We start from the raw sequence: 25,615 nt of genomic DNA on the forward strand, positions 1-25,615 counted from the left end.
GCGTACGACAAACACTCTGACTTTATTCGGCTGGCGTAGTAGCATCAACCTCAGGCGACATATAAGCGTCTAAGAGTGTTAACCAGTTATTTGTCATGCGCTCATAATCACCAATACACAGTTCAGCGCGTTCATCAGAAAACCCGGTCTCTTCTAACAAGTAGGCGTATTGAGTATCATCACTGCCATAAACATGGCAAAGGGTGGCATAGTAACGCTGTAAATCGAGGCTGTGTTCATCCCAGAAATCCGCCTCTTCAAATTCGACTATCTCATCACCTTCCAAATAAAACAGGTCTGCTGCGCTAATTGCTATTTCAGCCCCATTTTCAAAATATTCAATCGATAATACTGCGGCTAAATTATCTGCCGCATCTTCTTCTTTACCCACAATCGGTAATTCATACGTCGCAATCAAAGCATGAGCAAGTTCGTGGAATAACGTATGTATAACCACATCCATCACCGCCTGACCTAGATTTTCTGGATTAGCCTTACCTTGATTATCACCCGCGTAATTAACAGCCTTGAAGCGCTGATCTACTTCGTCTAAAAAAGGATAGGGGATGAAAATGTCATTAACCGCGGGATCGTATAACGGGCCGTCATCACTACCAAAGACGATAGTTAACGGTTTAGGAAAGATAAACTCGTCATTCATTAAACTAATTGCATCTTGAATACTGCTGTCTGACTGCAATTTTTTAGCGATAAGCTGTAACTTAATATCATTCGTCGGCAGATAACGCACAATGACATTATCAGCAGCAATACTCATACTAGAGAAAAGTAACATTACGGCGAATAACCACCTGCGTTGATAATATCCCATTCATTTCCTACCTATCGTTTATGACTAAGACACATTAATTGTTAATAATAGGCGTCCAATTAAACTCGGCGTTATAACTCGAGCAGTCAAACAGGTCGGCATTAGCATTGGCAAGGTAGACTTGTTTCTTCGCTGAGCTTGGATAATCAAGGTATGACGAACACGTCGCACTTTGGCCAGTACCTATCACCACTTTCGCACCGGCTTTTAGACTACACAGGGTCATTTTATCTAACGGTGACCATTGATAGCATATTTGATAATCACTGCGGTATTGCGCGATTTGGCCACGGGGACTCTTTAATGCCCACCACTCACCAAACTCACTCGCAGGGTTGCTAGCATTCCAACCACGAAATAACATAACTTGGGTGTTCTGTTTGGCAACATAGACCTGACCCTGACAAAGTTTGCCTTCATTCGCTTCACCGATAGATTGCGCCAACAGTTCAGGATCTGATACTGCAGTAAATTTACGACTCAACTCGACGGGTAACTCCATATCACCAGCACATTCTGCGGCGGAGATTGCCGTTGCTGTTGGCATTAATAATACTGGGACGTCTGCATCCGCTGGATCAATGACTGGTGGTATTGGATCTTTTTTTTCTAATAAAACACAGCCAGAACAACTTAAAATAAGCATGCCCGTTATCGTATTTTTCAACATAAACTCTCCTTAGTCTCATGTCGTATTATGGGTCTACATGATGAACAGTTAAAATTATTAAAACAAGAAGTGTGAACCCTGCCCATCTTTGAGTAAATTAGCTAGCGATACAACACCTTGCTGGAAGCGTTGCTCGTCATCTATCGCCATTAATGATAAACGGATATGGTTACTTTTATCACTCTGTTGCGAGAAATAACCACCGCTACTCACCAATAATTGCTGGTTTTTCGCTTCCATCACAAAATGCTCTTGTCGCCAATGCGCCGGTAATGCCACCCAAATATGGTAACTTGTCGGTTGACTCGAGCAAGCTAAGAACCCAAGTTGCTCAGTCACAAACTGTTGTCGTTGCGCCGCCAATAATTTTTGTTGATGCGCCATCGAAAATGCTTCACCGGAATTAATCAACTGCGCTGCCACCGCGAAGTTTAACGGTGACGCCAGCCAAATAGACGTACGAATACACGCCCCTACTTTGCGGATCTCACTTTTTGGCGCTTTGATAAACGCACAGCGTAACGCCGGACTAATCGCCTTCGACAGACTGGTAATATGAAAGCTTTTTTCCGGTATATAATTGGTAATAGCAGGGATCGTCACTGGGTTCAAGAAGCCGTAAATGTCATCTTCTAATAACCAAATATCCCCTTCTGCAATCACCTTAGCAATGGCTTCTCTGCGCGCTTGCGGCATAGTCACGCCCGTCGGATTTTGATGTGACGGTACAATCACCACTACTTTCGGTTTATCGTTAAGAATAGTATCTTTAAGTGCAATCGGGCACATGCCTTCACTATCCATCTCGACGTCAACAATACGGCGACCCAATAAATTAGCAATAGAGAGAATGCCAGGGTACGTAAATGCTTCGACAGCAATGCAATCGCCGGGATTGGTATAGGTCTGGATCAATATTTCCAGCGCATTCTGCGCGCCACTGGCGAGTAATATGTCGTTAGGGTCTGAAACCGACAAACCAAATTCCGCCGCCCACTTCACACCTGCTTCTCGGTGGGATAAATGCCCGCTATGTTCGATATAGCCTAATAACTCACTCGGCAACGCCGCATAGGTTTGTTGAAAAGCAGCCTGCAAGGGTAAGACATTATATTTTAAGCAAGGCTGTAAAATCGAAAAATTGTAATCTGCATCATCATCAGAGGCTTGGATCACAGTTTCCAATTCAGAATTACCACAGACAAACGTGCCTCGCCCAACAAAGGATTCAACTTTATTTTTCTCTGCCAATAATTTATAGGCCTTGGACACCGTTGTCGGCGTAGTCTCAAGCTCATCAGCGAGCACCCGATGTGGCGGTAATTTAGTATTCGGTTGATACACACCAGTATTAATTCTAGTTTCAATGGTTTCGGCGATTTGTCGAAACTTAATATCACTCATTAACTTGCCTCTAATGAACACTGCAAAAACATAATCTTAATTGCCCTTAGTTTACCTCGCTGAAATAAAACATACAGCGCTAGAACCATTACATTTACCTATTTATACAATTATATTTGTTAATTAATTGTATAAAACAATTGACTTACCACAAGGTAATGCAATAAGTTATAAATACAAATTGACATATGTCATTGGTAAATTGGAGTATAGATATGAATTCTTTAAGCATTGCGTTTGTTGGTCTTGGGGTGATGGGCTACCCAATGGCGGGTTATTTAAAACGTGCCGGATATAAAACAACGGTATTCAATCGTACCACCGAAAAAGCCATGAAATGGGTAAATGACTATCAAGGGGAATTGGCTACGTCCCCTAAAGAAGCGGCAGAAAACGCAGATGTCGTGTTCATTTGTGTTGGTAACGATGACGATGTACGCAGCGTGGTATACGGCGAATCCGGCGTATTGGCCAGCCTCAAACCGGGCGCTATCTTAGTCGATCACACCACCACATCAGCGCAGCTTGCCATCGAGTTAGCCGCAGCATGTGCAAACCATGATGTTGAATTTATGGATGCGCCCGTTTCAGGTGGGCAAGCAGGTGCCGAAAATGGCACGTTAACCGTCATGTGTGGCGGTAACACTGAGACCTTCACAACACTTCAACCTGTGCTTAACGCTTATGCCAAACAGGCCACGTTACTCGGCAATCACGGTCAGGGACAACGTTGTAAAATGGTAAATCAAATATGCATCGCGGGGGTTTTACAAGGTTTAAGTGAAGCATTAACGTTAGCGGAAAAGGCATCATTAGATGTAGCACTCGTAGTCGAGACGCTTAAGCATGGCGCAGCGGGATCATGGCAGATGGAAAACCGTGCAGAAACGATGGCAAACGATCAATTTGACTTTGGCTTTGCGATCAACCTAATGAGGAAAGATCTAGGGATCTGCTTAGAAGAAGCTGAACGCTATCAACTGCAATTACCTTTAACGAGTCAAGTCGATAGTGATTACGAGATATTACAGCAACACGGACTGGGGAATATGGACACATCAATTCTCATCAAAGCTAACGCGATAAAATCAGTCTAAAGATAACAACGTAGGAGAATATTAAAATGGAAATTTTTGGTGCAGATATCACGCTATGGATACTACTGGCGTTAATGGCATCCGCTTTTGCGGCGGGCTTTATTGATAGTGTCGCAGGCGGAGGCGGCTTAATACTGGTGCCTTCCTTCATCTTAGCTGGGTTACCGCCACAGGTCGCGTTAGGGCAAGAAAAGATAGTCAGTACACTCGGCACAATTGCAGCGATACGCAATTTTGTCAAAAACAAGAAGGTTATTTGGACTGCAGTGGCATCCGGGATCCCCGCTGGATTAATTGGTGCCTACATAGGTGCTGAATCGATCCTCTACTTTGATCCTGATACTGTCGGTAAAATAATCCTTGGCATGTTGCCCATCGGTATCCTTGTCTCTTTTATTCCCAAGCAAGATAATCACCACAGTGAACAGGCTGTTAATACCAAGGTCATCTATTTTGGCGTGCCACTGGCGGTGTTCGTGATTGGTTTTTATGATGGTTTCTTTGGTCCAGGTACCGGCAGTCTCTTGATCTTAGTGCTGCATTACTTGTTAAAGTTTGATTTAGTGTCAGCATCGGCAACCTCTAAGCTATTCAACTTTTCGTCAAATATCGGCGCGTTAATTGCGTTTATGCTGGCAGGTAAATTACTTTACATGCTAGCCCTGCCTTTAGTGGTGATGAACCTGATTGGTAATCATTTAGGTAGTGCATCGGCAATGAAATTTGGCCCTGACTTTGTGCGTAAAACATTATCCGTGTCCTTGATGTTACTGATGGCCTCATTAGGTTATAAGTTTCTTCTGATATAGCTGTTTTCAACTATAATAATAAGGTTGTGTACTGAAGTTATTATCACGCCATTGAGCTGTAAGGTGGTTACCATGTTAAGGCATTACTATATCGTCGACTCTCAGGATGAACTGGAGATAATCGAACATGAATTGCAATCCTATGGCATAGCTAAAGACCATATCCATACCTTAACCAATGATGATAAATCCTTAGGTCATCATCATTTATACGAAGTAGATAACTCACTGAAAAAAGGCTTAATTAAGAGTGGTGATATCGGCGCAGCGATTGGGATTATGTTCGCGGTCACCATCTTGTTACTGACTTATTTTCAAGGCTGGTATAATGGTCCACTGGGTGGCATGCCGCTTATCATGTTCGCCTTGGTGGTACTGGTTTTTTGCACTTGGGAAGGTGATCACATGGGTATTCAGCTACCCAATATTAATAGCCAAGCATTCAAACAGTCCCTCGAAAATGGCAAGACCATATTATTTATCGACATCGAACAACAACAAGAATTAACCATTAATAAAATGATGGTATCCCACCCCACTTTAAAACCAGAGGGAATGACAACAACGACGCCAGAATGGCTGATTCGACAGCAAAAAAAATTACAAGGTTTACTGAAGTAGTCGCAAGAGATTGTTATACTTTCTGCCCACAGCACTATAACGGTCTCATCTTTAATGCCACACACTGCCGCATTCTTCAGTCAGCAACTTACCTTCAGCTCGCATAGCGACTTTCCAGTCAGTGCAAATGTCGGTATTGATCTTTACTTGTTTAACAGTAACAACATTGATAGCGAACAGATCACCGCACTGGCTGCGCAGTATTTACACCCACAAGAGCAGGCCGTATTTGCAAAACGTAAACAGCAACAAGCAAAGCAAGAATACCTCGCGAGTCGCTTTATCATTAAGACCTATGCGAGCCAATGTTTAGGCTATGATTTTGATTCACTGGCTGTGCTGTTCGATGATAAGGATACTTGCTTAAAGGTATATCAGCATGACGAGGTTATCGCGCTACACTGTTGTATTTCTCACTCTCATGGCCAAGTGCTGGTTGCCCTCGTACCGGTAAAGCATGCTGCGATGCAAGCACTAACAATAAAACCAATGCAACTAGGTGTGGATTTAGAATGGATCTCGACCAAGCGTACGCTCGAAAAAGTCGCCAAGCATTACTATCATAGTGAAGAATTACGCGCCTGTATGGCCCAAGCTGACGCGGTTACCGAAGAGATGATTAAAGCTGTGCACGCCAAGGCGTTGTATCGCATATGGACGTTAAAAGAAGCGCTAGCCAAAGCCATTAAACAACCTATCGCCAAATTACTGCGTGATAACGTATTTGAGCATTGCCTGCAATTGCATGTACACTCAGGTTGTTATGAAGCGTACGAGCAAGCGTTTGACATCAGTATTATCAGCAACGTTGAAGTCACTGACAATACGTCGATTAATACCGATAGCAATACTCATGTCGGTACCGATATTAAGGTGTTAACGGCGATCTTTAATCACGATTTACGTAGCGTTAAATAAATAAAATACAAACTAGCGACAAACCACAGACCACCCCACATAAAGGTCGCACCGCCCATTTCATTGGCTAACATACGCGCATCAGATAAGGATCCGCTATGAATGATGGTATCTTGCCAAATATCGATAGGTACATAAATCATGCTGGCACTCGCAAACACTAATAACACGGTTTGCTTGATACCCGCACTAGCGTACTTTAATAACACCATGATCACCAAGGCGATGACGGCGGCAAAGCCGATGGTATACAAGGTGCCACCAAAAAACACGGCCACGAGTAACATGGTGATAGCCAATAACGCTAAGCTAATATCGGTGGTTTTACGACGACTGCTGGCCGCATAAAATAACAAGCCAAACAGTAACGAGCCCAAATAGCCTGCACTAAGAATAATAAACCGCGAGCCACCCGCCGAGATAACATGGCCACTTTGATAGGCCGAGACCACAAACTCCACAACCTTACCACCGGTTAACCAAGTCGCCAGCGCATGGCTAAGCTCATGCAAAAATACCACTAAGATTTTGAGCGGAGCAATTAACGTGCTTTGCCACATAAAAGCGAGAACCGTAAACACCAATATAAATAGAATTCGCCTATCTCTCGCTTGCATGATTAATTCCCTGGGTAACAGATGCCACTGCCGCCTATGCCGCAATAGCCTTGTGGATTTTTAGCAAGGTACTGCTGGTGATCCGCCTCGGCATAATAAAATGGTGCCGCCAAGTCGATTTCGGTGGTAATTGTGTCATCACTGCCGCCATCCACTAATGCTTGCTGATAATGCACAGCAGAAGCTTTTGCTTCAGATAATTGTTGCGCCGAAGTGCAGTACAACGCAGAACGGTATTGTGTACCCTGATCAGCACCCTGTCGCATACCTTGGGTTGATTGATGGTTTTCCCAAAACAAGATAAGGAGTTCTGTATAGCTAATCACTTCCGGATCGAAAACAACTAACACAGATTCAGTATGGCCAGTTTGGCCAGTGCACACTTGTTGATAATGCGGATGCACAGTATAACCACCTTGATAACCGACTGCGGTTGTCACGACGCCCGGTACCGACCAAAATAATCGTTCAGCGCCCCAGAAGCAGCCCATCGCGAAATAACATACTTGATGTTGGGCTACAAAAGGCGGCACCATATTAGTGGCTGACACATAATGTAACGCATCAACTGGGATTGCCGTTGGGTTATCAGGCAACGCATCCGATTTGCTAACCATGGTTGACTTATTTTTTGCAAAAAACATAGTGAACTCCAGCGTAATGAGTCAAAAGACCTTAGTTACTTAAACATGTTATCGCCGACTTGGTCGATGAATAACTTACATTTTTGTAACGTGATTTGTTCCGCTTGCGGCTTACTCATGCAAACATCAGAACGAATAAATTCGTGCTTTAAATTATCAGCTTCTTCGTCGCCTACAACAGGCTTTTCAATTAAACCCGCTACACGGTATTGACCCGCCTCTTCCTTCGGCATCACAAAGATAAGATAGCCATTGTAATCGATTGGTTCAACAGTCGGTGTATTGTCGACAGGTTTAGTATCCGAATCCATAGAAGTAGAAAAAAATCGTTTTAAAAATCCAAACATAATATCACGGCCAATTTAATTGTTTGATAGTTAACCAGAGTATAATCAGCAAGCTAGAACAGAGCAATAGTCTTTTTCTATCAGGATAGCAATCAGTGTCTGGTGGTTAAAAACGACAAAGGCTTGTTACCGAAACAGTAACAAGCCTTTGTTATCATCATTAAGCGTGAAGAATCGCTATATTATAGAATACGTTTGAGTAACATATCCAAGCGCGTAGTTTTAATACGGCGCATAAATTTCTGCACTGGTGCTGGATAGTCCGCCATGCTTTCTAAATCAGAAAGGTGTTTAATGCGACGGGTGTTTTTCAGCACATGCTCTTGCTCTGCTTGCAGGGTATCTTTTAATAACTGCTTAGTATCATGAATTAGAATACCATTCTCGAGATCTAAACCCCATGCGCGTGGGTTTAAGTTATTACCTGTTAATAGGTGATACTTATAATCACAGCATAAACCTTTAAGGTGGAAGCTATTGCCTTCATCGTTCCATAAGCGCACGTTAAGCAAGCCTTTATCGATATAAGGCTGGCAAGTTTTGACAAACTTATATAGGTAAGATTCATAAATATAAGGCAGTGCTGATATCACCTTAAACGGTTCTGACGGTGGAATGTAGAAATCGTTTGCGGTTTTATCCCCGATCACCAAAGTTACTTTCACATTACGTTTTAACAGGCGCTTAATATCTTTTGATATTGATAACGGCAAATTAAAATACGGGGTAAAAATAGTGATTTCGCTTTCTACTGCACGTAATAAGTTAGTGATGGTTTGATTTAATTTGTTGCCATGACGACCAAAACCAGAAATAGGCGTGATGCCGACTTCGTTACTTTCTGGGGTGGTATTAATATAGTGATATTGTGCACTGCGTAACGTTTTTTTGAACTGACGAATATCTTGCTTCAAGGCTTTGCTTGACGGGATCACATCATCATCAAGTCGAGTCACCGCGCTCTGGCTAACAAAGTAATCTTCTAAATACGCGGTCATTGAATCCGCTAACGCAGGGTTGTACAGCACATGATAACGATCACAACGATATTTATCCGCTTGATGTAGATAGATGTCATTAATACTCGCGCCACTGTAAAGCACATTATCATCAAAGATAAAGCCTTTAAGATGCAAGACCCCCAACACTTCTTTGCCTTTAACCGGTACGCCTAAGATGGTTACTTTATCACCTAATTTTTGGCGCATGTCTCTATAAAGTTCGGCATTACCGCCATGATCTTTCTGACCAATAAGTCCACGCTGTGCACGATGAAAATCAACGAACACTTTAATCACTAACCCAGGATTATTTACCCGAGCCAGGTAAAGCGCATTAAGTATTTCTTTACCTGCATCATCATCTTGAAGATATAAAGTCGAAAGGTAAATGCGTTTCGAAGATGAAGCAATTAAGTCTAACATTTTTGCTTTAAAATCACGCGCTGAAAATAAAACATCAATATGCCCTGCCGACATCGGCAGTTGCTTTAAGTTGGTAATCGTAGATTGATAAAACTCTAATGATTTCATATGTCGTTTCAAGCTGATTTATAAAAGTTAATCGATAATTATTACTGATTCCAATCCTGATTGCTATTTATCTCTGTAATTATTCGAACTTGACGCTGAAAATTTACATTTCTTAACAGAAGTCATACTGATAATGTTACATTCGTCATCAATAGTTAATTCCTATCAATTATTATTAAATAAACAATTTCATTTTATTTCAGAAAAATATATTATGTACGCACTAACTCACTAGCAACTGGTACTGGCACTAAAGTACGTATATAGTGCTAACCAATTTTATTTACGCGGAGTATTTATATTATGTTTACAGTTATCTTTGGTCGTCCTGGTTGCCCTTACTGTGTTCGTGCAAAACAAATTGCAGAAACATTAAAAGCTGAGCATGAAGATTTTGATTTTAATTACATCGATATGCTTGCAGAAGGCATCAGCAAAGCTGACCTAGAAAAATCTGCAGGCGTACCAGTTAACACCGTTCCACAAATCTTTATCGATGAGAAACACGTGGGTGGTTGTACTGAATTTGAACAATTCGCAAAAGAAAACTTAGGTCTATACGCATAAGGCTGAGCAATGTCTTTATTAAATAAGATCCGTTGTGCATTTACCCTGGGGCAAGGTGTATTAATCGACTTGCCCGACCTTGATCCCAGTGTTGATCCGTTTGATCAGTTCCAGAATTGGTTTAAAGCGGCGCAAGACTGCGGCATCGTCTTACCAGAATCCATGACAGTGTCGACTGTTGATGCCAATGGTTACCCTTCTTGTCGTGTGGTACTACTGAAAGAGTTAAGCAAAGAAGGTTTTGTTTTCTTTACTAATTACGACAGCAGAAAAGGCCAAGAGCTAGCACAAAATCCACATATCGCGTTAACATTCCACTGGAATATTTTACAACGTCAAGTGCGTATTCAAGGTGTAGTCGAAAAACTCTCTGCCGAAGATTCTAATACCTACTTCCAGTCTCGTGGACGTGGTAGCCGAATCGGAGCATGGGCATCAGAACAAAGTTCAGTGATCACCTCTCGCAAAATTCTAGAACAACAAGTTAAGCAGTTCACCGAAAAATTTGCGAATAAAGAAGTGCCATTACCTGAATTTTGGGGCGGCTATGTGGTAAAACCAACCAGTATTGAGTTTTGGCAAGGTAAAGCAGATCGCTTACATGATCGCTTTAGTTATGTGAAAGATGGCAATGATTGGCGTGTTGATCGCCTAGCGCCTTAATAGGCCATTATTCTGAATATTGACAGGTTTAACAATTGCATAATCAAGCAGGTAATGCCAATTACCTGCTTGCTATTGTTAAGCAACTGGCTTTATCCGCTCTAAATCCTGCGTTTTATAACCAATCCAATTTCTCGAACATATCCGCGACACGGTTTAGCTCAGCATCCAAACTAACCGCATGATCATCGGCGTCACCCTCCCAGCCTAAATTCGTTAAAAACTGATTAATAAAACCTTTATTATCAAATAACCCATGTAAATAGCAGCCGTAAACATTACCTTGTTGCCAGCCTAAATCTGTCTCAATAAAATTTTTGCAAGTAGTCGTTTGCGCATCACCCTTCAAGCTCATCTCGGTTTGGCCATGATGAATTTCATAACCTGATAGTTTAAAACCCTGCCAGTCAATATCACGTTGTCGTGTGGTTTTAGTCTGGGCATGTGCCGTGATGATAGGCAGCAGTCCTAAACCTTGTTCATCGCCACCTTCGATATGATGCGGATCAAGAATATGTTCGCCCAATAATTGCATGCCACCACAAATACCTAAAATTGGCTGACCTCGTTGTGCAGCCTTGCTGATTTCATTAGCGAGTCCAGACTCACGCAGATGTAATAAGCTCGCAGCCGTATTTTTACTGCCCGGTAATATAATGGCATCAAAATCGACCAATGACTGGCCATCACGCAACGGTACCACATTGACGTTATCTTGATGAATAAGGTTATCAAACTCGTCCATGTTCGCTGCGTACGGGTAAGCGATTAAGGCGATGTTGATGTGCCCACGTTGATAGACTGCACGATGATGCAGGGTATCTTCTTCAGGTAAACGATGCGGGAAATAATGAATATTAGCAACGGTCGGCACGCCGGTTTTGTCTTCTAGCCAATCCATCGCATTACCGAGTAACAGTGGATCACCACGGAATTTATTTAATACAAAACCTTTGATCAGTTGCTGTTCTTCTTTGGCAAGGCACATAAAGGTGCCGAGTAGATGTGCAAATGCGCCCCCCTTATCAATATCAGCAACCAGGTAGACATCCGCATTACAGGCCAGCGCAACACTCATGTTAACAATATCGCTCGGACGTAAATTCACTTCAGCTGGACTACCTGCGCCCTCAATAATGATTTGTTGGTATTCTTGCTGTAAATCTGCGAGCGCTTTTTCAACGTGCGTAAACAAATAAGCTTTACGCTCCATCCACGGTATCTCACTCAACTCAGGCGCTGGTTTACCATTCAAAATAAGTTGGCTTTTGGTATCTGCACTTGGTTTTAATAATATCGGGTTCATCCGCACATCAGGGGTGACTTTAGCGGCAATGGCTTGTAAGTATTGGGCTCGGCCAATCTCTTCACCTTTGGCGGTAACCGCAGCATTATTACTCATGTTCTGGGCTTTAAATGGCGCGACATTAACACCGCGGTTAGCAAACATACGGCATAAACCCGCAACAACGAAACTTTTACCGGCGTCGCTAGTACACCCCATGATCATGATTGGCTTGGTCATTTTATATCTATCTGATTGCAACTGAATATCAGCAGTGTAACGGTTAGCCTAGCGAGGGTAAACAGGAGATAAAGGTTATTGGAAAGACAGATCCGATAATTTTAAATAACCCCAACGTTTGCCTTTTTTATATACTTCGATTTTAGCGAGTTGATAATCCAGTTTTGGAATAAACCAGAAATAAGAAATGCGGTTCTTCTTGGTTACTTGTTTGAGTTTAACGGCTTGCATGTCACCAAATATGGTATTGATCGATTCTTCGGTTAGATATTCAAACTCAATGGCTTCGACTTTATCTTCAAATACCCATTGGTAATTGAACGCTTGTTTACCTAATTTAAGATCATTTTGCAGCAAAATGGTCATCGCACCAATATCCATCACATGCGATTGCAGCTTTAACTTTACCTGATTGTCATCATAATCCATCACAATATCGCCCTGCGCATCAAAGATACCAGATGACACTGAACTAAAGCCGATAACCGTTGTTTCATGCTTATAACGCTGCGCAGTTAGCAAACCATTTTGTAACTTAAACCAAGAGTTATTTTCATAGCTTCCCGAACCCAGTAATACCGACGCTGTACTGGTTAATTTATATTCAAAATTATTCAACCGGCGCAATGAACGTTCACAATGTCCAAATTTTACATCTTTGTAATACATCGAATATTGCGCTTTAAAAGGGTATAACTCAGCCTGTGCAGCAGATGCGGTCATGGCATAAGTTCCTATACTAAATACGATAGTGTAAAAAAATGTGGAAAAAACGTTCATCAAAGCAGACTCCCTTCAGAAGTAGCTCGCACAAGCGGGATGCGAGCTATAATGACTTTAACCTATAAAACCATAACTCTCTTGCTCTATAAAACCATGACCATATTGATCTATAAAATCTAGTCTATAAATACGTTATTAGCCTATAAATACGCGAGCGACTAATTACTATTTTTTAGTGATTTTATAATCGCGTAACTTGTTGGCAATGGCAGTATGCGATACGCCTAAGCGCTTGGCTAATTGTCGTGTACTTGGATAAGACGGGTATAAACGCTGTAATAATAATTTTTCAAAACGTTTACAGGCTTCATCCAATGACCCATCAAACAAAGCTTCATCATAAGTTTCAGTCGTTGTTGCTGATAAGTTCAAGTCACACGGATTTAATACATCCCCTTCTAACAAGGACAGCGCATGATATAACACATTACGCAATTCACGTACGTTTCCTGGCCAAGGATAAGATTGTAATAACTCTAATACATTACGACTTAACTGAGGCTTAGTACGTTGTAATTCATGACTAAATACACTGCAGAACGAATGGCAAAGCGGAATAATATCTTCTTTACGTTCACGTAGCGCAGGCACAGTCATCGATAATACATTTAAACGATAATATAAATCTTGGCGGAATTTACCTTCACTGATCAACTTAGCCAGATCATTTTGAGTGGTACAAATAATACGTACATCAACCCGTACTTCTTGCTCATCGCCTACGCGTCGGAAGCAACCGGTTTCCAATAAACGTAAAAATTTGGTTTGCAAGTACGGTGACATATCACCGATTTCATCCAACAGTACAGAACCTTCATTGGCGAGTTCAAAAATGCCACGCTTAGTTTCGCCGTCATCAGTAACCACACCAAACAATTCAGATTCTGCGACAGCATCAGGTACCGCGGCACAGTTTAGTGCTAAAAATTGATGTTGTGAGCGCCCACTTGCTTGGTGACAGGCTTTAGCAATAAGTTCTTTACCCGCACCAGTCTCACCTAAAATCATTAACGGCGCATCGAGTATGGCAAACTTTTTCGCGGTATTGATTAACTTATTCATTTTGTCGCTTTTGGCGAAAATCTCATCAAATGCCGCAAATTGAAAAGTACGTAAGAAATTAAATTGTTTACCAATACGGTCAACCGATTTAAGAATGATCACTGCGCCAACGAGTTCGTGTGGTTTTACGCTAACGGCGGCTTTGGATAACGTCACTTGATTAACATCACTGCTAATACTGAGGGGCAGAATATCACCAAAAAAATCTTCATCTAGTAAGGTTAGTTTTTGTGTTTGCGCGCAGACTTCCTCTGACTCTAGCCACTTAGTAATTGAAAATCCTTTGACAAAATTGCTGATACAATGCCCTTTCACTTGCGACTCCAAAAGTCCAAGCGCAGTCAATGCGGGTGTATTAACCAAAGACACTAAACCTTTTACATCCACCGAAAATACAATATCAGGTAAGTTAGTCATCAAGGTTTGTATTTCTTGATGCTCAAGTTCAGAAGGTAAATAGCTGACTGTTTTAACATCACAGACGCCGCTAATTCGGCGAAGATTCGCCATCAACGCCTGCAAGTCAGAAAATTCTAGGTTCGGTGATTTAATAAATATCCGGTCAGGCTGTTGGATCTCAATCGCCGATAAATTAATATCTCGCGCTAAAAAACAATCAAGGATCTCTCGACTAATACCCACTCTATCTTCACAAACTAATTCCAAACGCATTACTGTACCACCATAAAATACTATGCGCCTATAATAGCATGTAAACGGCAGTATCAACGCCACTAAAAATGTATCAGACCATATTGTGACAAGCGAAATAGATGCTGCTAATCATCGCCTGATAATATTGCTAAATAATACCCTTTTGCAGCAAAACAGGCTGATATGAATCGACTTTTATCTCATATATCAATAAATTTAACTATTATGGTGTAAAATACGTAGATTAGCTTGGTTGAACATTGTCTTAATGATAAATTAGCAAGGTGAGTAATCGTGATAAAAAAATATGCATATTCTAAATTTGATTAAAACTATACTGCCTCTAACCGTGCTTTTGTTGTTAACAGCGTGTGGTGAGCAAACCCAAATTAAACAAAACGGTCTGGCTTATTGCACAGAGGGAAGCCCCAGTTCATTTAACCCGCAAACTGCCACATCCAATGTGACCCTTGATGCAACGACGAGCCAGCTATACAATCGTCTGCTCTTTATCGATCCAAATACTCAGCAATTCAAAGCTGGATTAGCCATCGACTGGGAAGTATCTGAAGATCGCCTCTCTTACCGCTTTTTTTTACGGAAAAACGTTCGTTTTCATCAAACTGATTATTTTACCCCGACACGACCGTTTAATGCCGATGATGTCATTTTCAGCTTTGCTCGAATATTAGATAAGAAACATCCTTATCATGACGTCTCTGCTAATGGTTATCCTTTTTTTGAGGGCATTGAACTCGATCAGCAGATCCAATCACTGCTAAAAATTGATGATTACACGATTGAATTTAAGCTGGTATTACCTGATTCCTCATTTATTGCCAATTTAGCCAGCGATTTTAGTGTTATTTTATCTGCTGAGTATGGCGACACTTTAATCGCGTTAAACAAACAAATCGATATAGATAACCTGCCGATTGGTACCGGTCCATTTAAGTTTAAAGAATACCGTACTGATAACTTTATTCGCTATCAAAGACACGATGATTATTGGGGCGATAACGCCAAGATCGAACACTTAATTTTTGATATCACCCCGAATGCATCCTCTCGATTAGCGAAATTACTGACTAAAGAATGTGATATTATGGCTTATCCAGCGGCGAGCCAAGTGGAGATGATCAGTAAACATGACCGCGTTAAAATATCCGTTGAAACGGGTTTAAATGTGGCTTATTGGGCATTTAATTCTGAGCAAGCGCCGTTTGATAATCCCAAGATCCGCCGAGCACTCGCCCATACAATCAACCAAGAAACCTTACTACAAGCTGTTTATTACAATACAGGTGTCAATGCCAAGTCGATATTACCGCCGGTATCTTGGGCTTATAACCCATATCTAAAAAGTTATAAATACAACCTTGCCTATGCACGTCAATTAATCACTGAGGCTGGTTATCCAAATGGTTTTAAAATGAATATCTTGGCACTAAAATCATCTCAAGTTTATAATCCGGATGCGGTAAAAATGGCTGAGCTTATTCAATCAGAGTTAGCGCAAATCGGTATCGAAGCAAAAATCATTAAATATGAGTGGCAACTCATGGAAAAGAAATTACAACAGGGTGAATATGATAGTTACCTATTGGGTTGGGTTGCAGATAATAATGATCCAGATAATTTCTTCCGCTTCCAATTAAGTTGCAACGCGATTAACACTGGCTCTAATTATACCCGTTGGTGTAATTCAGAATTCGATGATTTGATTAACCAAGCGGTGACTGAAACAGAATACATTGAACGCGTAACGCTCTATTATCGCGCCCAAGAAATTATTCAACAAGAATTACCCCTTATTCCACTGGCACACTCATTACGCTTACATGCCTATACCAGTGGCCTAAAAGGCGTTGAAACGACCGCTTTCGGTGGTATCAATTTCATTAATACAGAACGGCAATAACACATGTTTTTTTATATAATAAGACGGATTAATCTACTGGTCATTACCGTAATGGCATTAACCGTTATTGGTTTTTATCTACGTAGTCGTATTCCTGGTGACTTGCCCTTAGATGGCAATTTATTCAGTAATTATTTCGATTATTTGATGGCAATAGCACAAGGTGATTTAGGCGTTACCAGTGGTACCGGTCAGCCTGTTCTGGATGAGATATTAACCGTCTTTCCCGCCACATTAGAACTTTGTTTCAGTGCCTTCATTCTATCGATAACGATTGGCGTGCCTATTGGTACGATTGCGGGTATGCGACGAGGCAGTTCACTTGATAGCACCATAATGGGCATCTCGCTGTTTATCTTTTCAATTCCGGTGTTCTGGTTAGCATCATTAGTGATGATGTACTTCGCTCTTAACTGGGATTGGCTGCCGGTAACAGGCCGACTGAACTTACTCTATGAGATTGATTCAGTTACCGGCTTTATGCTTATCGATACCCTTATTTCAGATAACCCGCATAGCCAAGAGGCATTTTACGATGCGCTTAAACACTTATTGCTGCCTACGATTGTCTTAGCGACCGTACCGACCACCGAAGTTATTCGTCAAATGCGTAATCACGTCAGTGATGTCATGAAGCAAAAATACATTAAAGCCGCCGCCAGTAAAGGCTTAAGCAAAACCGAAATTATTATGCGCCACGTGCTGCGTAATGCCATTCCCAACATGATCCCGCACCTCGGCCTGCAATTTAGTACGGTATTAACCACGGCAATGGTCACTGAAGCGGTGTTCTCATGGCCAGGTATTGGCCGTTGGTTGATTAACAGTATTTATCAACAAGACTTTGCAGCCATCCAAGGTGGTATGTTAACTGTGGCAATTTTTGTGGTCACAGCAAATGTATTAACCGAAATATTAACGGTTGTCATTCATCCAATTCGCAGGAAAGAACTTTATGCCCAACATTAATATCTTTGCGGATGAACATATTCTGTCGCCTACAGAACAAACCTGGAAGCATTATTCATCACAGCAAATTGCGATGGCCGCGTTATGGGCGCTTGGTTTTTTGCTTTTCTTAATGGTTTTTGCACCTTTAATCGCCCCTCATGAACCTGATATACGACAAGCACATTTATTGTTGCAACCACCGTCATGGGATGATCAAGGTACCGTTGATTACTTCTTTGGTACCGATGATTTAGGCAGAGATGTGCTGTCTCGATTATTATATGGTTTGCGCTTAACCTTTGGCAACGCGCTAATCATTAGCTTTATCGCCTTGGTTATAGGGACGACAATTGGTATTACCGCCGCTATCAGCCGTGGCCTATTATCAAGTACCTTGCATCATATTATGGATACGGCGTTATCAATCCCGTCACTATTATTAGCAATCATCTTTATCTCAGTGCTTGGGCCGGGCTTGGACCACAGTTTATTAGCTATTTTATTAGCTTCGATTCCACAATTTATTCGTGGTGTGTATCTGTCGGTTTACCAAGAACTGCAAAAAGAGTACATCGTTGCGCTCAAACTCGATGGGGCTAATCACTACCGTATTATTCGTTATGGGGTATTCCCAAATATCATTGAAACACTGGTTAACTTACTTACTCGCGCGATCTCATCAGCTATAATTGATATAAGTGCATTAGGCTTTTTGGGCTTAGGTGCACAGCGTCCTCTTTCTGAGTGGGGCACGATGTTATCAGGTGCAACCGATCTGGTATTTATTGCACCTTGGACTGTCATACTACCTGGGTTAGCTATTTTAGTGACGATCTTCATTATTAATATCGTTGGCGAAAGTTTAAGACAATCTGTGATTGCAGGGGTTGATTAATGGCACTACTCGATATTCGAAATCTCACCATTGAAATTGTCACACCGCAAGGTACTTTAAAAGCGGTTGATAAATTTAACCTTACCCTGAGTGATGGTGAAATACGTGGACTGGTAGGTGAATCAGGTTCCGGAAAAAGTCTTGTTGCAAAAGCAATTATGGGCATTACCAAAGAGAACTGGCGTGTTCGAGCTGACCGCTTACGGCTCGGTGATATTGATTTACTTAATTTAACCTCAGTACAACGCCGTAGGGTAATGGGTAAAGAAATCGGCATGATCTTTCAAGATGCAGCCGCACATTTAGACCCATCAGAAAAAACCGGTGATCAGCTTGCAGAGGCCATCCCGTGTGATCAGTTTACCGGCCATTTTTGGCAGCGCTTTAACTGGCGTAAAAAACAAGCTATTGCCCTACTGCATAAAGTCGGTGTAAAAGATCATAAAAAGGTGATGAATAGCTACCCTTTTGAGCTCTCTGAAGGGCTTTGTCAAAAAGTGATGATAGCGATGGCCATTGCGAAAAAACCCCGCCTATTGATTGCTGATGAGCCGACAACAGCAATGGAACCTAAAACGCAGAATCAAATTTTACGTTTACTCGATAAACTAAATAAGTTATCCCATACCACTATTCTTCTGATTAGCCACGATTTAGAAACAGTGAGTTTGTTAGCAGATAATATAACCGTGATGTACTGTGGGCAAATGGTTGAAAGTGGCACGATAGATCAAGTGTTTAATCATACCCACCATCCTTATACTGCGGCATTATTACGAGCTAATCCCGATTTTAGCCAAGTGCCACATAAAGGACGGTTAAGTACCTTGGCTGGGCAGGTTCCGCTCTTACACCATTTACCCATTGGTTGCCGACTGGGGCCGCGCTGTCCTAATGCCCAAAAAAACTGCGTAGTCACACCACCCATGCAAAAAATAAAAGGCCATATGTTTAGTTGCCATTTTCCGTTAAATGCAGATGAATTAAAAGGTAAGAAATGTCAGAAAAAATAATCGACATCGCTGCGACAACGCGTGTGCAGCCTTTATTTCGTGTAGAAAAATTGGGTAAGACCTTTATCAATCCAACCGGATTTTTCAAACGCCAAGAAGTCGTTGCGGTCCATGATATTTCATTTAGTTTAAATCGTTCAGAAACACTCGCGATTATTGGTGAAACAGGTTCGGGTAAGTCAACTCTGGCACGGTTACTTGCCGGTATTATAAAGCCGACGACTGGTAATATGTATATAGATGGCCGTAAACTCGATGACAGTAATACTGATTTACGTTGTCGTTCGATCAGAATGGTGTTTCAAGATCCTGAAACGTCACTCAATCCCCGTACGAGTGTAGGCCAAATTTTGGATGCACCATTGCAATTGAATACCGATATGTCCGAAGCCAAACGGGCAGAGAAGATCACCGAAACATTACGTTTGGTTGGCTTGTTACCTGAATACGCGACCTTCTATCCCCCGATGTTATCAAGTGGACAAAAACAACGTATTGCACTGGCCAGAGCCCTTATTTTAAATCCAAAAATTATTATTGCTGATGATACGCTATCAACACTGGATATTTCATTGCGCTCACAGATGATTAACTTGATGTTAGAGCTACAAAAAACAATTGGTATTTCCTATATCGTTGTTACCCATAATATGGGCTTAGTAAAGCATATAAGTGATAAATTGATTGTGATGCATCAAGGAGAATGTATCGAGCAAGGTCGAACCGAACAACTATTCTCTCAACCAACAGCGGCATTGTGCGGACAAATATTATCGAATCAATACGCGATGAAAAAACACCGTCGATGATTGCTATTACGCTAAATCATGCTCACAGCTAATCGTTATTAATTTTAATTGTAGCGACTAACTTCTCTCTTATCTAGCGCCTCTTTTATGTCTTCCAAAGCATCGATGCGTAAGAAAAAACGCCATGTTTGACGTGGCACACGCTGCTTCATCATATTTTCACTCACCATTAAATATTCAGTCGTTGCCGTATTCGTCGTCACAGTCACTTTTTTACGGGAAATGTCAAAATCAGCGGGCACATGACGACCAGCTTTAAACATACCGAATTCGGTAAAAACTAATCGTTCTGGCTTGCCGTATATTTCATCGGTCGAGACCCATTCACCTAAGATCGGGTTATCTTTTGGTAACAAAAACCATCCCCCTGCAACCAAGAGGCTAATCATCATAATAAAAATAAGAATGTATTTAATCATCGCCACCATTTTTAGTCATAAGTCATAATTCATAATTCATAATTCATAATTCATAATTCATAATTCATAATTCATAATTCATAATTCATAATTATAGGTGGTAAACTGGCATAATTAATAGGTAAAGGGGAGTAAAAGAAAAAATCTCGATGCAATATAAAATTACACCGAGATTATTTAAACTACTTAGTGAATCCTCTGACAGGAACTAAATAAATCACGCTAGTTATGTTTACTCTGCGGCGTCAACTACAGGGTAAGATACATCAGCTGCTTTGATCAGCGTTTGTATCAACATGTCATAGTCTGCCTGAGCATTCATATTTTTTAGTGTATCAGCTAAACGAGCAGCTTCTTCAGCATTGATTTTAGCATCACGAACAGACGAGAATTTAAGCAATGTCACATCGCCGTTAAGTGATGTTTCAGTTGCAATACTTGCTTGCTCTGCAGCCGGTTTTGGCATTGAGAATAACTTGCTCAATACTTTAAAATCTGCTTTTGAATAATCAAAGCGACTTAACCATTCTGGTGCAGTAAAGCTTGCATCCATACTCGCTAGCTCAGCAACAACACTTTCACCCGCGTTAATTTTCGCTGATACAGAGGTCATGAAGCTTAACGCTTTTTGTTCTGCTTTTGTTGCTGTTAAGCGTGCAACGATTTCATCATTAACCTCTGCCAATGCTTTCGTCGTTTGTGGTTTGTATTCATTAATACGAACAACAATACTTTGCTCATCAGATATGTTAATGATTTCAGAGTTTAACGCTTCGGCGATAAAATCTTGATCGAATAGCGTGGCAGCAACTCTTGGATCATTCAAGGGTGCAGGGATCGCATTCGCAGAAAATAGCTCTGTTGACACAATTGTTAAACCTGTTTCTTCAGATGCAACATCCAGTGAATCAGGTACTTCAAATGCTTGTTCTGCTAATGTTTCAGCTAACTCATCAAAATGGGAAACAGCTTGCTCATTTTTCAAACGCGTTTCAATTGTGGTTTTAACGTCTGTAAATGCTTTTACTTTACCCGATTCAACCGCTAATAGTTTAATGATATGAAAACCAAAATCACTGCGCACTAGCTCAGTCGTTACGTCACCGTCATTCTGCAGTGCAAATGCAGCCGTTTCGAATGCCGGATCCATGATATCTTTTTCTAACCAATCCAGTTCACCGCCATTTTCACCGCTAAACGTATCATCAGATGATGTCTTAGCTAACTCAGCAAAATCTGCACCAGATTGAATTTGTGTTAATAAGTCTTGTGCTTTTTCTTGTGCAGCAGATTCATCATCATTGAATGCAACAAGGATATGCGCCACTTTACGCTTATCTTCTTGAGTATAAGATGATAAGTGTTCGTTATAGTAATTTTCAGCCGCATCTGCGTCTAATTCAATACCAGCACTGATGTTCTTCATATCAACTAAGATATAGTCCACAGACGCTTGTTGCGGCGTTTGAAAGAAAGCTTTGCTGTCTTCATAGTAACTATTAACTTCAGCATCCGTTACCACAATATCAGCTGCAAATTTATTTGCTGGTACGATAAGTTGGCTTAGTTCACGTTGTTGATTTTGTAATGCCGCTAATTGCTTCACTTCATTTGGTAAACTAAATTCAGAGTTGACTAATGCATCAGTCAATTGTTGTTGGGCAAAATCAACGCGTAGACGTTCAACGAATTGTGCTGGTGTCATGCCATTTTGGCGTAACAAACTGATGTATCGCTCATCATTAAAAACACCATCCGTTTGGAATTCTTGCATTGCAAAAATATAACCACGGATCTTCTCATCACCAATGCTTAACGCTAAATCATTTGTCATTTGCTGTAATAAATTTTGCGCAATTAACGTATTTAATGACTGTTGACGTACTTGATTTTGAAATTCTGGTTGTTCCCAACGCACGGCAAATGATTCACCTTGTTGAGACTCTAAGCGAGAACGATCAGTTCTAACTTGATTTTCAAGTGCTTGCGTTGAAATATCGACGCCATTCACTGTCGCAGCGGATTGATTACTACCACCACCTAGATAACTACTTACACCAGCAAGGGCAAACGTAACGATCACTGCGCCTAAAATAATCTTAGCACCCGGTCCTTGTGAACCTTCGCGAAACTTTTCTAACATAATTGTATTCTCTAAACTGCAATACAGTAAATAACAATAAAAACGCACCTCATGGTGCGTCCTTACTCAAAAATTAAAACCAATAGCTTAAGACTTCAATGCATCTTTTAATAATTTTCCGGCTTTAAATGCTGGAAGCTTAGATGCTGCTATTTGGATTTCTGCGCCTGTTTGTGGATTACGGCCAGTACGTGCCGCACGATCTCGTACACTAAAAGTACCAAAACCCACTAACGTAACAGACTCTTCTGTTACGAGTGTTTCTGTTACAGATTCAATCATTGCATCAATAGCACGGCCAGCAGCGGCTTTAGAAATATCAGCTTTAGCGGCAACACAATCTATCAGTTGAGCTTTATTCACTTTCTTCCCCTAATCTTGGTTATTTATATACATAATCGAACATAAACAGGACTAACTTCAATTGCGTTTATAACAAGGTTAGAGTGACTATTCAAGTCTGGATAGACACTCTAACCTAAAGCAATCACACTATTTTGTTACCACTTCAAAACCAGCGGGACTATTCTCTAGCGCAAGCTCTAGTACTTCCTCAATCCAACGAACAGGATGAATCTCAAGATCACCAATTACATTGGCAGGGATCTCTTCTAAATCACGTTCATTGTCTTTTGGAATCAAGACACACTTGATACCACCACGATGTGCAGCGAGTAGTTTCTCTTTCAAGCCGCCAATGGGTAATACTTCACCTCTTAACGTGATCTCACCTGTCATTGCAACGTTTGCACGGACAGGATTACCCGTTAAGCTAGACACCAGCGCTGTGCACATAGCAATACCCGCACTTGGACCGTCTTTTGGTGTCGCACCTTCAGGCACATGCACATGAATGTCACGTTTTTCATAAAAGTCGCCATTGATACGTAACTTATCCGCTCGAGAGCGAACAACCGTCATCGCAGCTTGAATAGATTCTTGCATCACTTCACCTAATGATCCGGTGTAGTTCAGCTTGCCTTTACCAGGAACAGATGTAGTTTCGATAGTCAATAACTCACCACCAACTTCTGTCCACGCCAGACCTGTTACTTGACCGACACGACTTTCACCTTCAGCTTTACCAAAATCAAAGACTTGTACACCTAAATATTCAGATAAATTATCTTGATTGATCGTCACTGACTTAAGTGATTTGTTCAGCAATATTTGCTTCACTGCTTTACGGCATAGTTTTGAAATTTCACGCTCAAGTGAACGCACGCCCGCTTCGCGAGTGTAATAACGGATAATGCCCATGATCGCGCTATGGTCAATGCTAATTTCTTTTTGTTTTAAACCATTACGCTCAATTTGCTTGTCCAGTAAATGCCGTTTAGCAATATTGAGTTTTTCATCTTCGGTATAACCCGATAAACGGATCACTTCCATACGGTCAAGTAGCGGACCAGGAATGTTCATCGAATTAGATGTCGCAACAAACATCACATCAGACAGATCGTAATCAACCTCTAGATAGTGATCATTAAACGTTGTATTTTGTTCTGGATCTAAAACTTCCAATAATGCCGATGCCGGATCACCACGCATATCCGACGCCATCTTGTCGATTTCATCTAACAAGAAGAGTGGGTTACGCACTTCAACTTTCGCCATTTTCTGAATGATTTTACCTGGCATAGAGCCAATATAAGTACGGCGATGTCCACGGATTTCCGCTTCATCACGTACGCCACCCAGTGCCATACGCACATACTTACGCCCTGTTGCTTTCGCAATAGACTGACCTAAAGATGTTTTACCCACACCTGGAGGACCAACAAGACAAAGGATTGGACCTTTAAGTTTATTCACTCGGCTTTGCACCGCTAGATACTCTAGAATACGTTCTTTTACTTTATCCAAACCATAATGGTCTGCATCCAGTACTTCTAAAGCCTTCGCAATGTCTTTTTTAACTTTTGAACGTTTCTTCCAAGGAACTGAAATCATCCAATCGATATAACTACGCACTACAGTGGCTTCTGCAGACATAGGTGACATCATTTTTAATTTATTTAACTCAGCGATGGTCTTATTTTTCGGTTCAGCAGGCATGTGTGCTTGCTCAATCTTCTCAGCCAATTGTTCAAATTCATCAACACCATCTTCAGACTCGCCAAGCTCTTTTTGAATCGCTTTCATTTGCTCATTCAAATAGTATTCGCGTTGGCTTTTTTCCATCTGTTTTTTAACACGCGTACGAATTTTCTTTTCAACGTGTAATAGGTCGATTTCAGATTCCATTTGTGCCATTAGGAACTCAAGACGTTCTGTAACGTTACTCAGTTCTAACACCACTTGCTTGTCTTCTAATTTTAATGGCATATGTGCAGCCATTGTATCTGCAAGACGCGCAGCTTCGTCGATCGCCGCCACTGAGGTTAAAACTTCAGCAGGGATCTTTTTATTTAGTTTTATATAACCTTCAAACTGGCCAATGGCCGATCGAATGATTACATCTTCTTCTTCATCAGATACTGATTCAGAGATAATATATTCAATCTCGGCTTGAAAATAATCATTGGTATCACTCAAGCTATTTAATTTTGCTCTTTGTGTGCCTTCGACCAATACTTTGACCGTGCCATCAGGCAATTTCAACATTTGTAAAATATTAGCGACTGTACCCACGCTATGCAGGTCGTCAACTTGGGGATCATCTTGAGCTGCATCTTTTTGTGCAACTAAAAATATTTGTTTATCTGTATCCATTGCG

The 25,615-nt window shown here is 41.2% G+C and carries 25 protein-coding genes; 11 read left to right on the forward strand and 14 right to left on the reverse strand.

Annotated features, from left to right (window positions below; all coding sequences use genetic code 11):
* Positions 1–22 precede the first annotated feature (22 nt).
* The 3 genes from PE36_RS13630 to PE36_RS13640 are packed head-to-tail and all read right to left on the reverse strand — an operon-like array spanning position 23 to position 2,906.
* Entirely contained in the window at positions 23–832 is an 810-nt protein-coding gene (locus tag PE36_RS13630) for a DUF4344 domain-containing metallopeptidase (RefSeq protein WP_043994531.1), read from the reverse strand.
* 34 nt (positions 833–866) lie between these two features.
* Positions 867–1,502 carry a hypothetical protein gene (locus PE36_RS13635; protein WP_006032628.1) on the reverse strand — a complete coding sequence of 212 codons (636 nt, stop codon included), beginning with the start codon at positions 1,500–1,502 and terminating at the stop codon, positions 867–869.
* 57 nt (positions 1,503–1,559) lie between these two features.
* Positions 1,560–2,906: a PLP-dependent aminotransferase family protein gene (locus tag PE36_RS13640; protein WP_006032629.1), complete on the reverse strand. Its 1,347-nt coding sequence runs from the start codon at positions 2,904–2,906 to the stop codon at positions 1,560–1,562.
* A gap of 215 nt (positions 2,907–3,121) precedes the next feature.
* On the opposite strand from PE36_RS13640, the gene PE36_RS13645 reads away from it, so the two are divergent.
* The 4 genes from PE36_RS13645 (at position 3,122) to PE36_RS13660 (ending at position 6,351) form a co-directional block, all read left to right on the forward strand.
* On the forward strand, positions 3,122–4,003 hold the full coding sequence (locus PE36_RS13645) for an NAD(P)-dependent oxidoreductase (protein WP_043994532.1): 882 nt from the start codon (positions 3,122–3,124) through the stop codon (positions 4,001–4,003).
* 26 nt (positions 4,004–4,029) lie between these two features.
* Positions 4,030–4,812 carry a TSUP family transporter gene (locus PE36_RS13650; protein WP_006032631.1) on the forward strand — a complete coding sequence of 261 codons (783 nt, stop codon included), beginning with the start codon at positions 4,030–4,032 and terminating at the stop codon, positions 4,810–4,812.
* A gap of 72 nt (positions 4,813–4,884) precedes the next feature.
* Positions 4,885–5,433 carry a hypothetical protein gene (locus PE36_RS13655; RefSeq protein ID WP_006032632.1) on the forward strand — a complete coding sequence of 183 codons (549 nt, stop codon included), beginning with the start codon at positions 4,885–4,887 and terminating at the stop codon, positions 5,431–5,433.
* A gap of 54 nt (positions 5,434–5,487) precedes the next feature.
* Positions 5,488–6,351, forward strand: a complete 864-nt coding sequence (locus PE36_RS13660; RefSeq protein WP_006032633.1) for a 4'-phosphopantetheinyl transferase superfamily protein — start codon at positions 5,488–5,490, stop codon at positions 6,349–6,351.
* Here PE36_RS13660 and PE36_RS13665 read toward each other — a convergent pair.
* The 4 genes from PE36_RS13665 to pssA all read right to left on the reverse strand — a co-directional run bounded on the left by PE36_RS13665 (position 6,327) and on the right by pssA (position 9,491).
* On the reverse strand, positions 6,327–6,968 hold the full coding sequence (locus tag PE36_RS13665; protein WP_083798011.1) for a M50 family metallopeptidase: 642 nt from the start codon (positions 6,966–6,968) through the stop codon (positions 6,327–6,329). The two genes, PE36_RS13660 and PE36_RS13665, sit on opposite strands and share 25 nt — an antisense overlap.
* Positions 6,969–6,970: 2 nt before the next feature.
* Positions 6,971–7,612: a peptide-methionine (S)-S-oxide reductase MsrA gene (gene msrA / locus PE36_RS13670; protein ID WP_006032635.1), complete on the reverse strand. Its 642-nt coding sequence runs from the start codon at positions 7,610–7,612 to the stop codon at positions 6,971–6,973.
* A 35-nt stretch (positions 7,613–7,647) separates the two neighbouring features.
* Complete coding sequence (locus tag PE36_RS13675) at positions 7,648–7,959, reverse strand: HlyU family transcriptional regulator (protein ID WP_043994533.1); 312 nt, start codon at positions 7,957–7,959, stop codon at positions 7,648–7,650.
* A gap of 182 nt (positions 7,960–8,141) precedes the next feature.
* Positions 8,142–9,491 carry a CDP-diacylglycerol--serine O-phosphatidyltransferase gene (gene pssA, locus PE36_RS13680; RefSeq protein ID WP_006032637.1) on the reverse strand — a complete coding sequence of 450 codons (1,350 nt, stop codon included), beginning with the start codon at positions 9,489–9,491 and terminating at the stop codon, positions 8,142–8,144.
* A 303-nt stretch (positions 9,492–9,794) separates the two neighbouring features.
* Between pssA and PE36_RS13685 the strand changes: the two genes are divergently transcribed.
* Positions 9,795–10,058 (forward strand): GrxA family glutaredoxin, encoded by a 264-nt coding sequence (locus tag PE36_RS13685; RefSeq protein ID WP_006032638.1) that lies wholly within the window; start codon positions 9,795–9,797, stop codon positions 10,056–10,058.
* 9 nt (positions 10,059–10,067) lie between these two features.
* Positions 10,068–10,721 carry a pyridoxamine 5'-phosphate oxidase gene (gene pdxH, locus PE36_RS13690; protein WP_006032639.1) on the forward strand — a complete coding sequence of 218 codons (654 nt, stop codon included), beginning with the start codon at positions 10,068–10,070 and terminating at the stop codon, positions 10,719–10,721.
* A gap of 115 nt (positions 10,722–10,836) precedes the next feature.
* Here the strand turns inward: pdxH and PE36_RS13695 are convergent, their stop codons facing one another.
* From PE36_RS13695 to tyrR, 3 genes are all read right to left on the reverse strand, one after another.
* Positions 10,837–12,246 (reverse strand): cobyric acid synthase, encoded by a 1,410-nt coding sequence (locus tag PE36_RS13695; RefSeq protein ID WP_006032640.1) that lies wholly within the window; start codon positions 12,244–12,246, stop codon positions 10,837–10,839.
* 75 nt (positions 12,247–12,321) lie between these two features.
* Positions 12,322–13,026 carry a DUF3108 domain-containing protein gene (locus tag PE36_RS13700; protein ID WP_043994534.1) on the reverse strand — a complete coding sequence of 235 codons (705 nt, stop codon included), beginning with the start codon at positions 13,024–13,026 and terminating at the stop codon, positions 12,322–12,324.
* A gap of 168 nt (positions 13,027–13,194) precedes the next feature.
* Positions 13,195–14,763 carry a transcriptional regulator TyrR gene (tyrR, locus tag PE36_RS13705; protein ID WP_006032642.1) on the reverse strand — a complete coding sequence of 523 codons (1,569 nt, stop codon included), beginning with the start codon at positions 14,761–14,763 and terminating at the stop codon, positions 13,195–13,197.
* A gap of 304 nt (positions 14,764–15,067) precedes the next feature.
* On the opposite strand from tyrR, the gene sapA reads away from it, so the two are divergent.
* The 5 genes from sapA to PE36_RS13730 are packed head-to-tail and all read left to right on the forward strand — an operon-like array spanning position 15,068 to position 20,334.
* Positions 15,068–16,666 carry an ABC transporter substrate-binding protein SapA gene (gene sapA, locus PE36_RS13710; protein ID WP_232286587.1) on the forward strand — a complete coding sequence of 533 codons (1,599 nt, stop codon included), beginning with the start codon at positions 15,068–15,070 and terminating at the stop codon, positions 16,664–16,666.
* Between the two features lie 3 nt (positions 16,667–16,669).
* Complete coding sequence (locus PE36_RS13715) at positions 16,670–17,635, forward strand: ABC transporter permease subunit (RefSeq protein ID WP_043994535.1); 966 nt, start codon at positions 16,670–16,672, stop codon at positions 17,633–17,635.
* Positions 17,622–18,512 (forward strand): ABC transporter permease subunit, encoded by an 891-nt coding sequence (locus PE36_RS13720; RefSeq protein WP_006032645.1) that lies wholly within the window; start codon positions 17,622–17,624, stop codon positions 18,510–18,512. The genes PE36_RS13715 and PE36_RS13720 overlap by 14 nt, the downstream gene beginning before the upstream one ends.
* Entirely contained in the window at positions 18,512–19,525 is a 1,014-nt protein-coding gene (locus tag PE36_RS13725) for an oligopeptide/dipeptide ABC transporter ATP-binding protein (RefSeq protein ID WP_006032646.1), read from the forward strand. Before PE36_RS13720 ends, PE36_RS13725 begins: the two co-directional genes overlap by 1 nt.
* Positions 19,510–20,334, forward strand: a complete 825-nt coding sequence (locus tag PE36_RS13730) for an ABC transporter ATP-binding protein (RefSeq protein WP_006032647.1) — start codon at positions 19,510–19,512, stop codon at positions 20,332–20,334. The genes PE36_RS13725 and PE36_RS13730 overlap by 16 nt, the downstream gene beginning before the upstream one ends.
* 44 nt (positions 20,335–20,378) lie before the next feature.
* Here PE36_RS13730 and PE36_RS13735 read toward each other — a convergent pair whose 3' ends face one another.
* The 4 genes from PE36_RS13735 to lon all read right to left on the reverse strand — a co-directional run.
* Positions 20,379–20,690 carry a DUF2850 domain-containing protein gene (locus PE36_RS13735; RefSeq protein ID WP_232286588.1) on the reverse strand — a complete coding sequence of 104 codons (312 nt, stop codon included), beginning with the start codon at positions 20,688–20,690 and terminating at the stop codon, positions 20,379–20,381.
* 295 nt (positions 20,691–20,985) lie between these two features.
* Positions 20,986–22,896 (reverse strand): SurA N-terminal domain-containing protein, encoded by a 1,911-nt coding sequence (locus PE36_RS13740; protein ID WP_006032649.1) that lies wholly within the window; start codon positions 22,894–22,896, stop codon positions 20,986–20,988.
* 87 nt (positions 22,897–22,983) lie between these two features.
* Positions 22,984–23,259, reverse strand: a complete 276-nt coding sequence (locus PE36_RS13745; protein WP_006032650.1) for an HU family DNA-binding protein — start codon at positions 23,257–23,259, stop codon at positions 22,984–22,986.
* Positions 23,260–23,388: 129 nt separating this feature from the next.
* Positions 23,389–25,615 (reverse strand): endopeptidase La (lon, locus tag PE36_RS13750; protein WP_006032651.1); only part of this gene is annotated, 2,227 nt, incomplete at its 5' end.

Origin of the sequence: Moritella sp. PE36, assembly GCF_000170855.1 — a bacterium.
GTDB lineage: Bacteria > Pseudomonadota > Gammaproteobacteria > Enterobacterales > Moritellaceae > Moritella.

Bases quoted from the DNA above. Each gene is read 5' to 3' on its own strand.
- PE36_RS13630 (WP_043994531.1), bottom strand. From the start codon at position 832: ATGGGATATTATCAACGCAGGTGGTTATTCGCCGTAATGTTACTTTTC.
- PE36_RS13635 (WP_006032628.1), bottom strand. From the start codon at position 1,502: ATGTTGAAAAATACGATAACGGGCATGCTTATTTTAAGTTGTTCTGGC.
- PE36_RS13640 (WP_006032629.1), bottom strand. From the start codon at position 2,906: ATGAGTGATATTAAGTTTCGACAAATCGCCGAAACCATTGAAACTAGA.
- PE36_RS13645 (WP_043994532.1), top strand. From the start codon at position 3,122: ATGAATTCTTTAAGCATTGCGTTTGTTGGTCTTGGGGTGATGGGCTAC.
- PE36_RS13650 (WP_006032631.1), top strand. From the start codon at position 4,030: ATGGAAATTTTTGGTGCAGATATCACGCTATGGATACTACTGGCGTTA.
- PE36_RS13655 (WP_006032632.1), top strand. From the start codon at position 4,885: ATGTTAAGGCATTACTATATCGTCGACTCTCAGGATGAACTGGAGATA.
- PE36_RS13660 (WP_006032633.1), top strand. From the start codon at position 5,488: ATGCCACACACTGCCGCATTCTTCAGTCAGCAACTTACCTTCAGCTCG.
- PE36_RS13665 (WP_083798011.1), bottom strand. From the start codon at position 6,968: ATGCAAGCGAGAGATAGGCGAATTCTATTTATATTGGTGTTTACGGTT.
- msrA (WP_006032635.1), bottom strand. From the start codon at position 7,612: ATGTTTTTTGCAAAAAATAAGTCAACCATGGTTAGCAAATCGGATGCG.
- PE36_RS13675 (WP_043994533.1), bottom strand. From the start codon at position 7,959: ATGTTTGGATTTTTAAAACGATTTTTTTCTACTTCTATGGATTCGGAT.
- pssA (WP_006032637.1), bottom strand. From the start codon at position 9,491: ATGAAATCATTAGAGTTTTATCAATCTACGATTACCAACTTAAAGCAA.
- PE36_RS13685 (WP_006032638.1), top strand. From the start codon at position 9,795: ATGTTTACAGTTATCTTTGGTCGTCCTGGTTGCCCTTACTGTGTTCGT.
- pdxH (WP_006032639.1), top strand. From the start codon at position 10,068: ATGTCTTTATTAAATAAGATCCGTTGTGCATTTACCCTGGGGCAAGGT.
- PE36_RS13695 (WP_006032640.1), bottom strand. From the start codon at position 12,246: ATGACCAAGCCAATCATGATCATGGGGTGTACTAGCGACGCCGGTAAA.
- PE36_RS13700 (WP_043994534.1), bottom strand. From the start codon at position 13,026: ATGAACGTTTTTTCCACATTTTTTTACACTATCGTATTTAGTATAGGA.
- tyrR (WP_006032642.1), bottom strand. From the start codon at position 14,763: ATGCGTTTGGAATTAGTTTGTGAAGATAGAGTGGGTATTAGTCGAGAG.
- PE36_RS13715 (WP_043994535.1), top strand. From the start codon at position 16,670: ATGTTTTTTTATATAATAAGACGGATTAATCTACTGGTCATTACCGTA.
- PE36_RS13720 (WP_006032645.1), top strand. From the start codon at position 17,622: ATGCCCAACATTAATATCTTTGCGGATGAACATATTCTGTCGCCTACA.
- PE36_RS13725 (WP_006032646.1), top strand. From the start codon at position 18,512: ATGGCACTACTCGATATTCGAAATCTCACCATTGAAATTGTCACACCG.
- PE36_RS13730 (WP_006032647.1), top strand. From the start codon at position 19,510: ATGTCAGAAAAAATAATCGACATCGCTGCGACAACGCGTGTGCAGCCT.
- PE36_RS13740 (WP_006032649.1), bottom strand. From the start codon at position 22,896: ATGTTAGAAAAGTTTCGCGAAGGTTCACAAGGACCGGGTGCTAAGATT.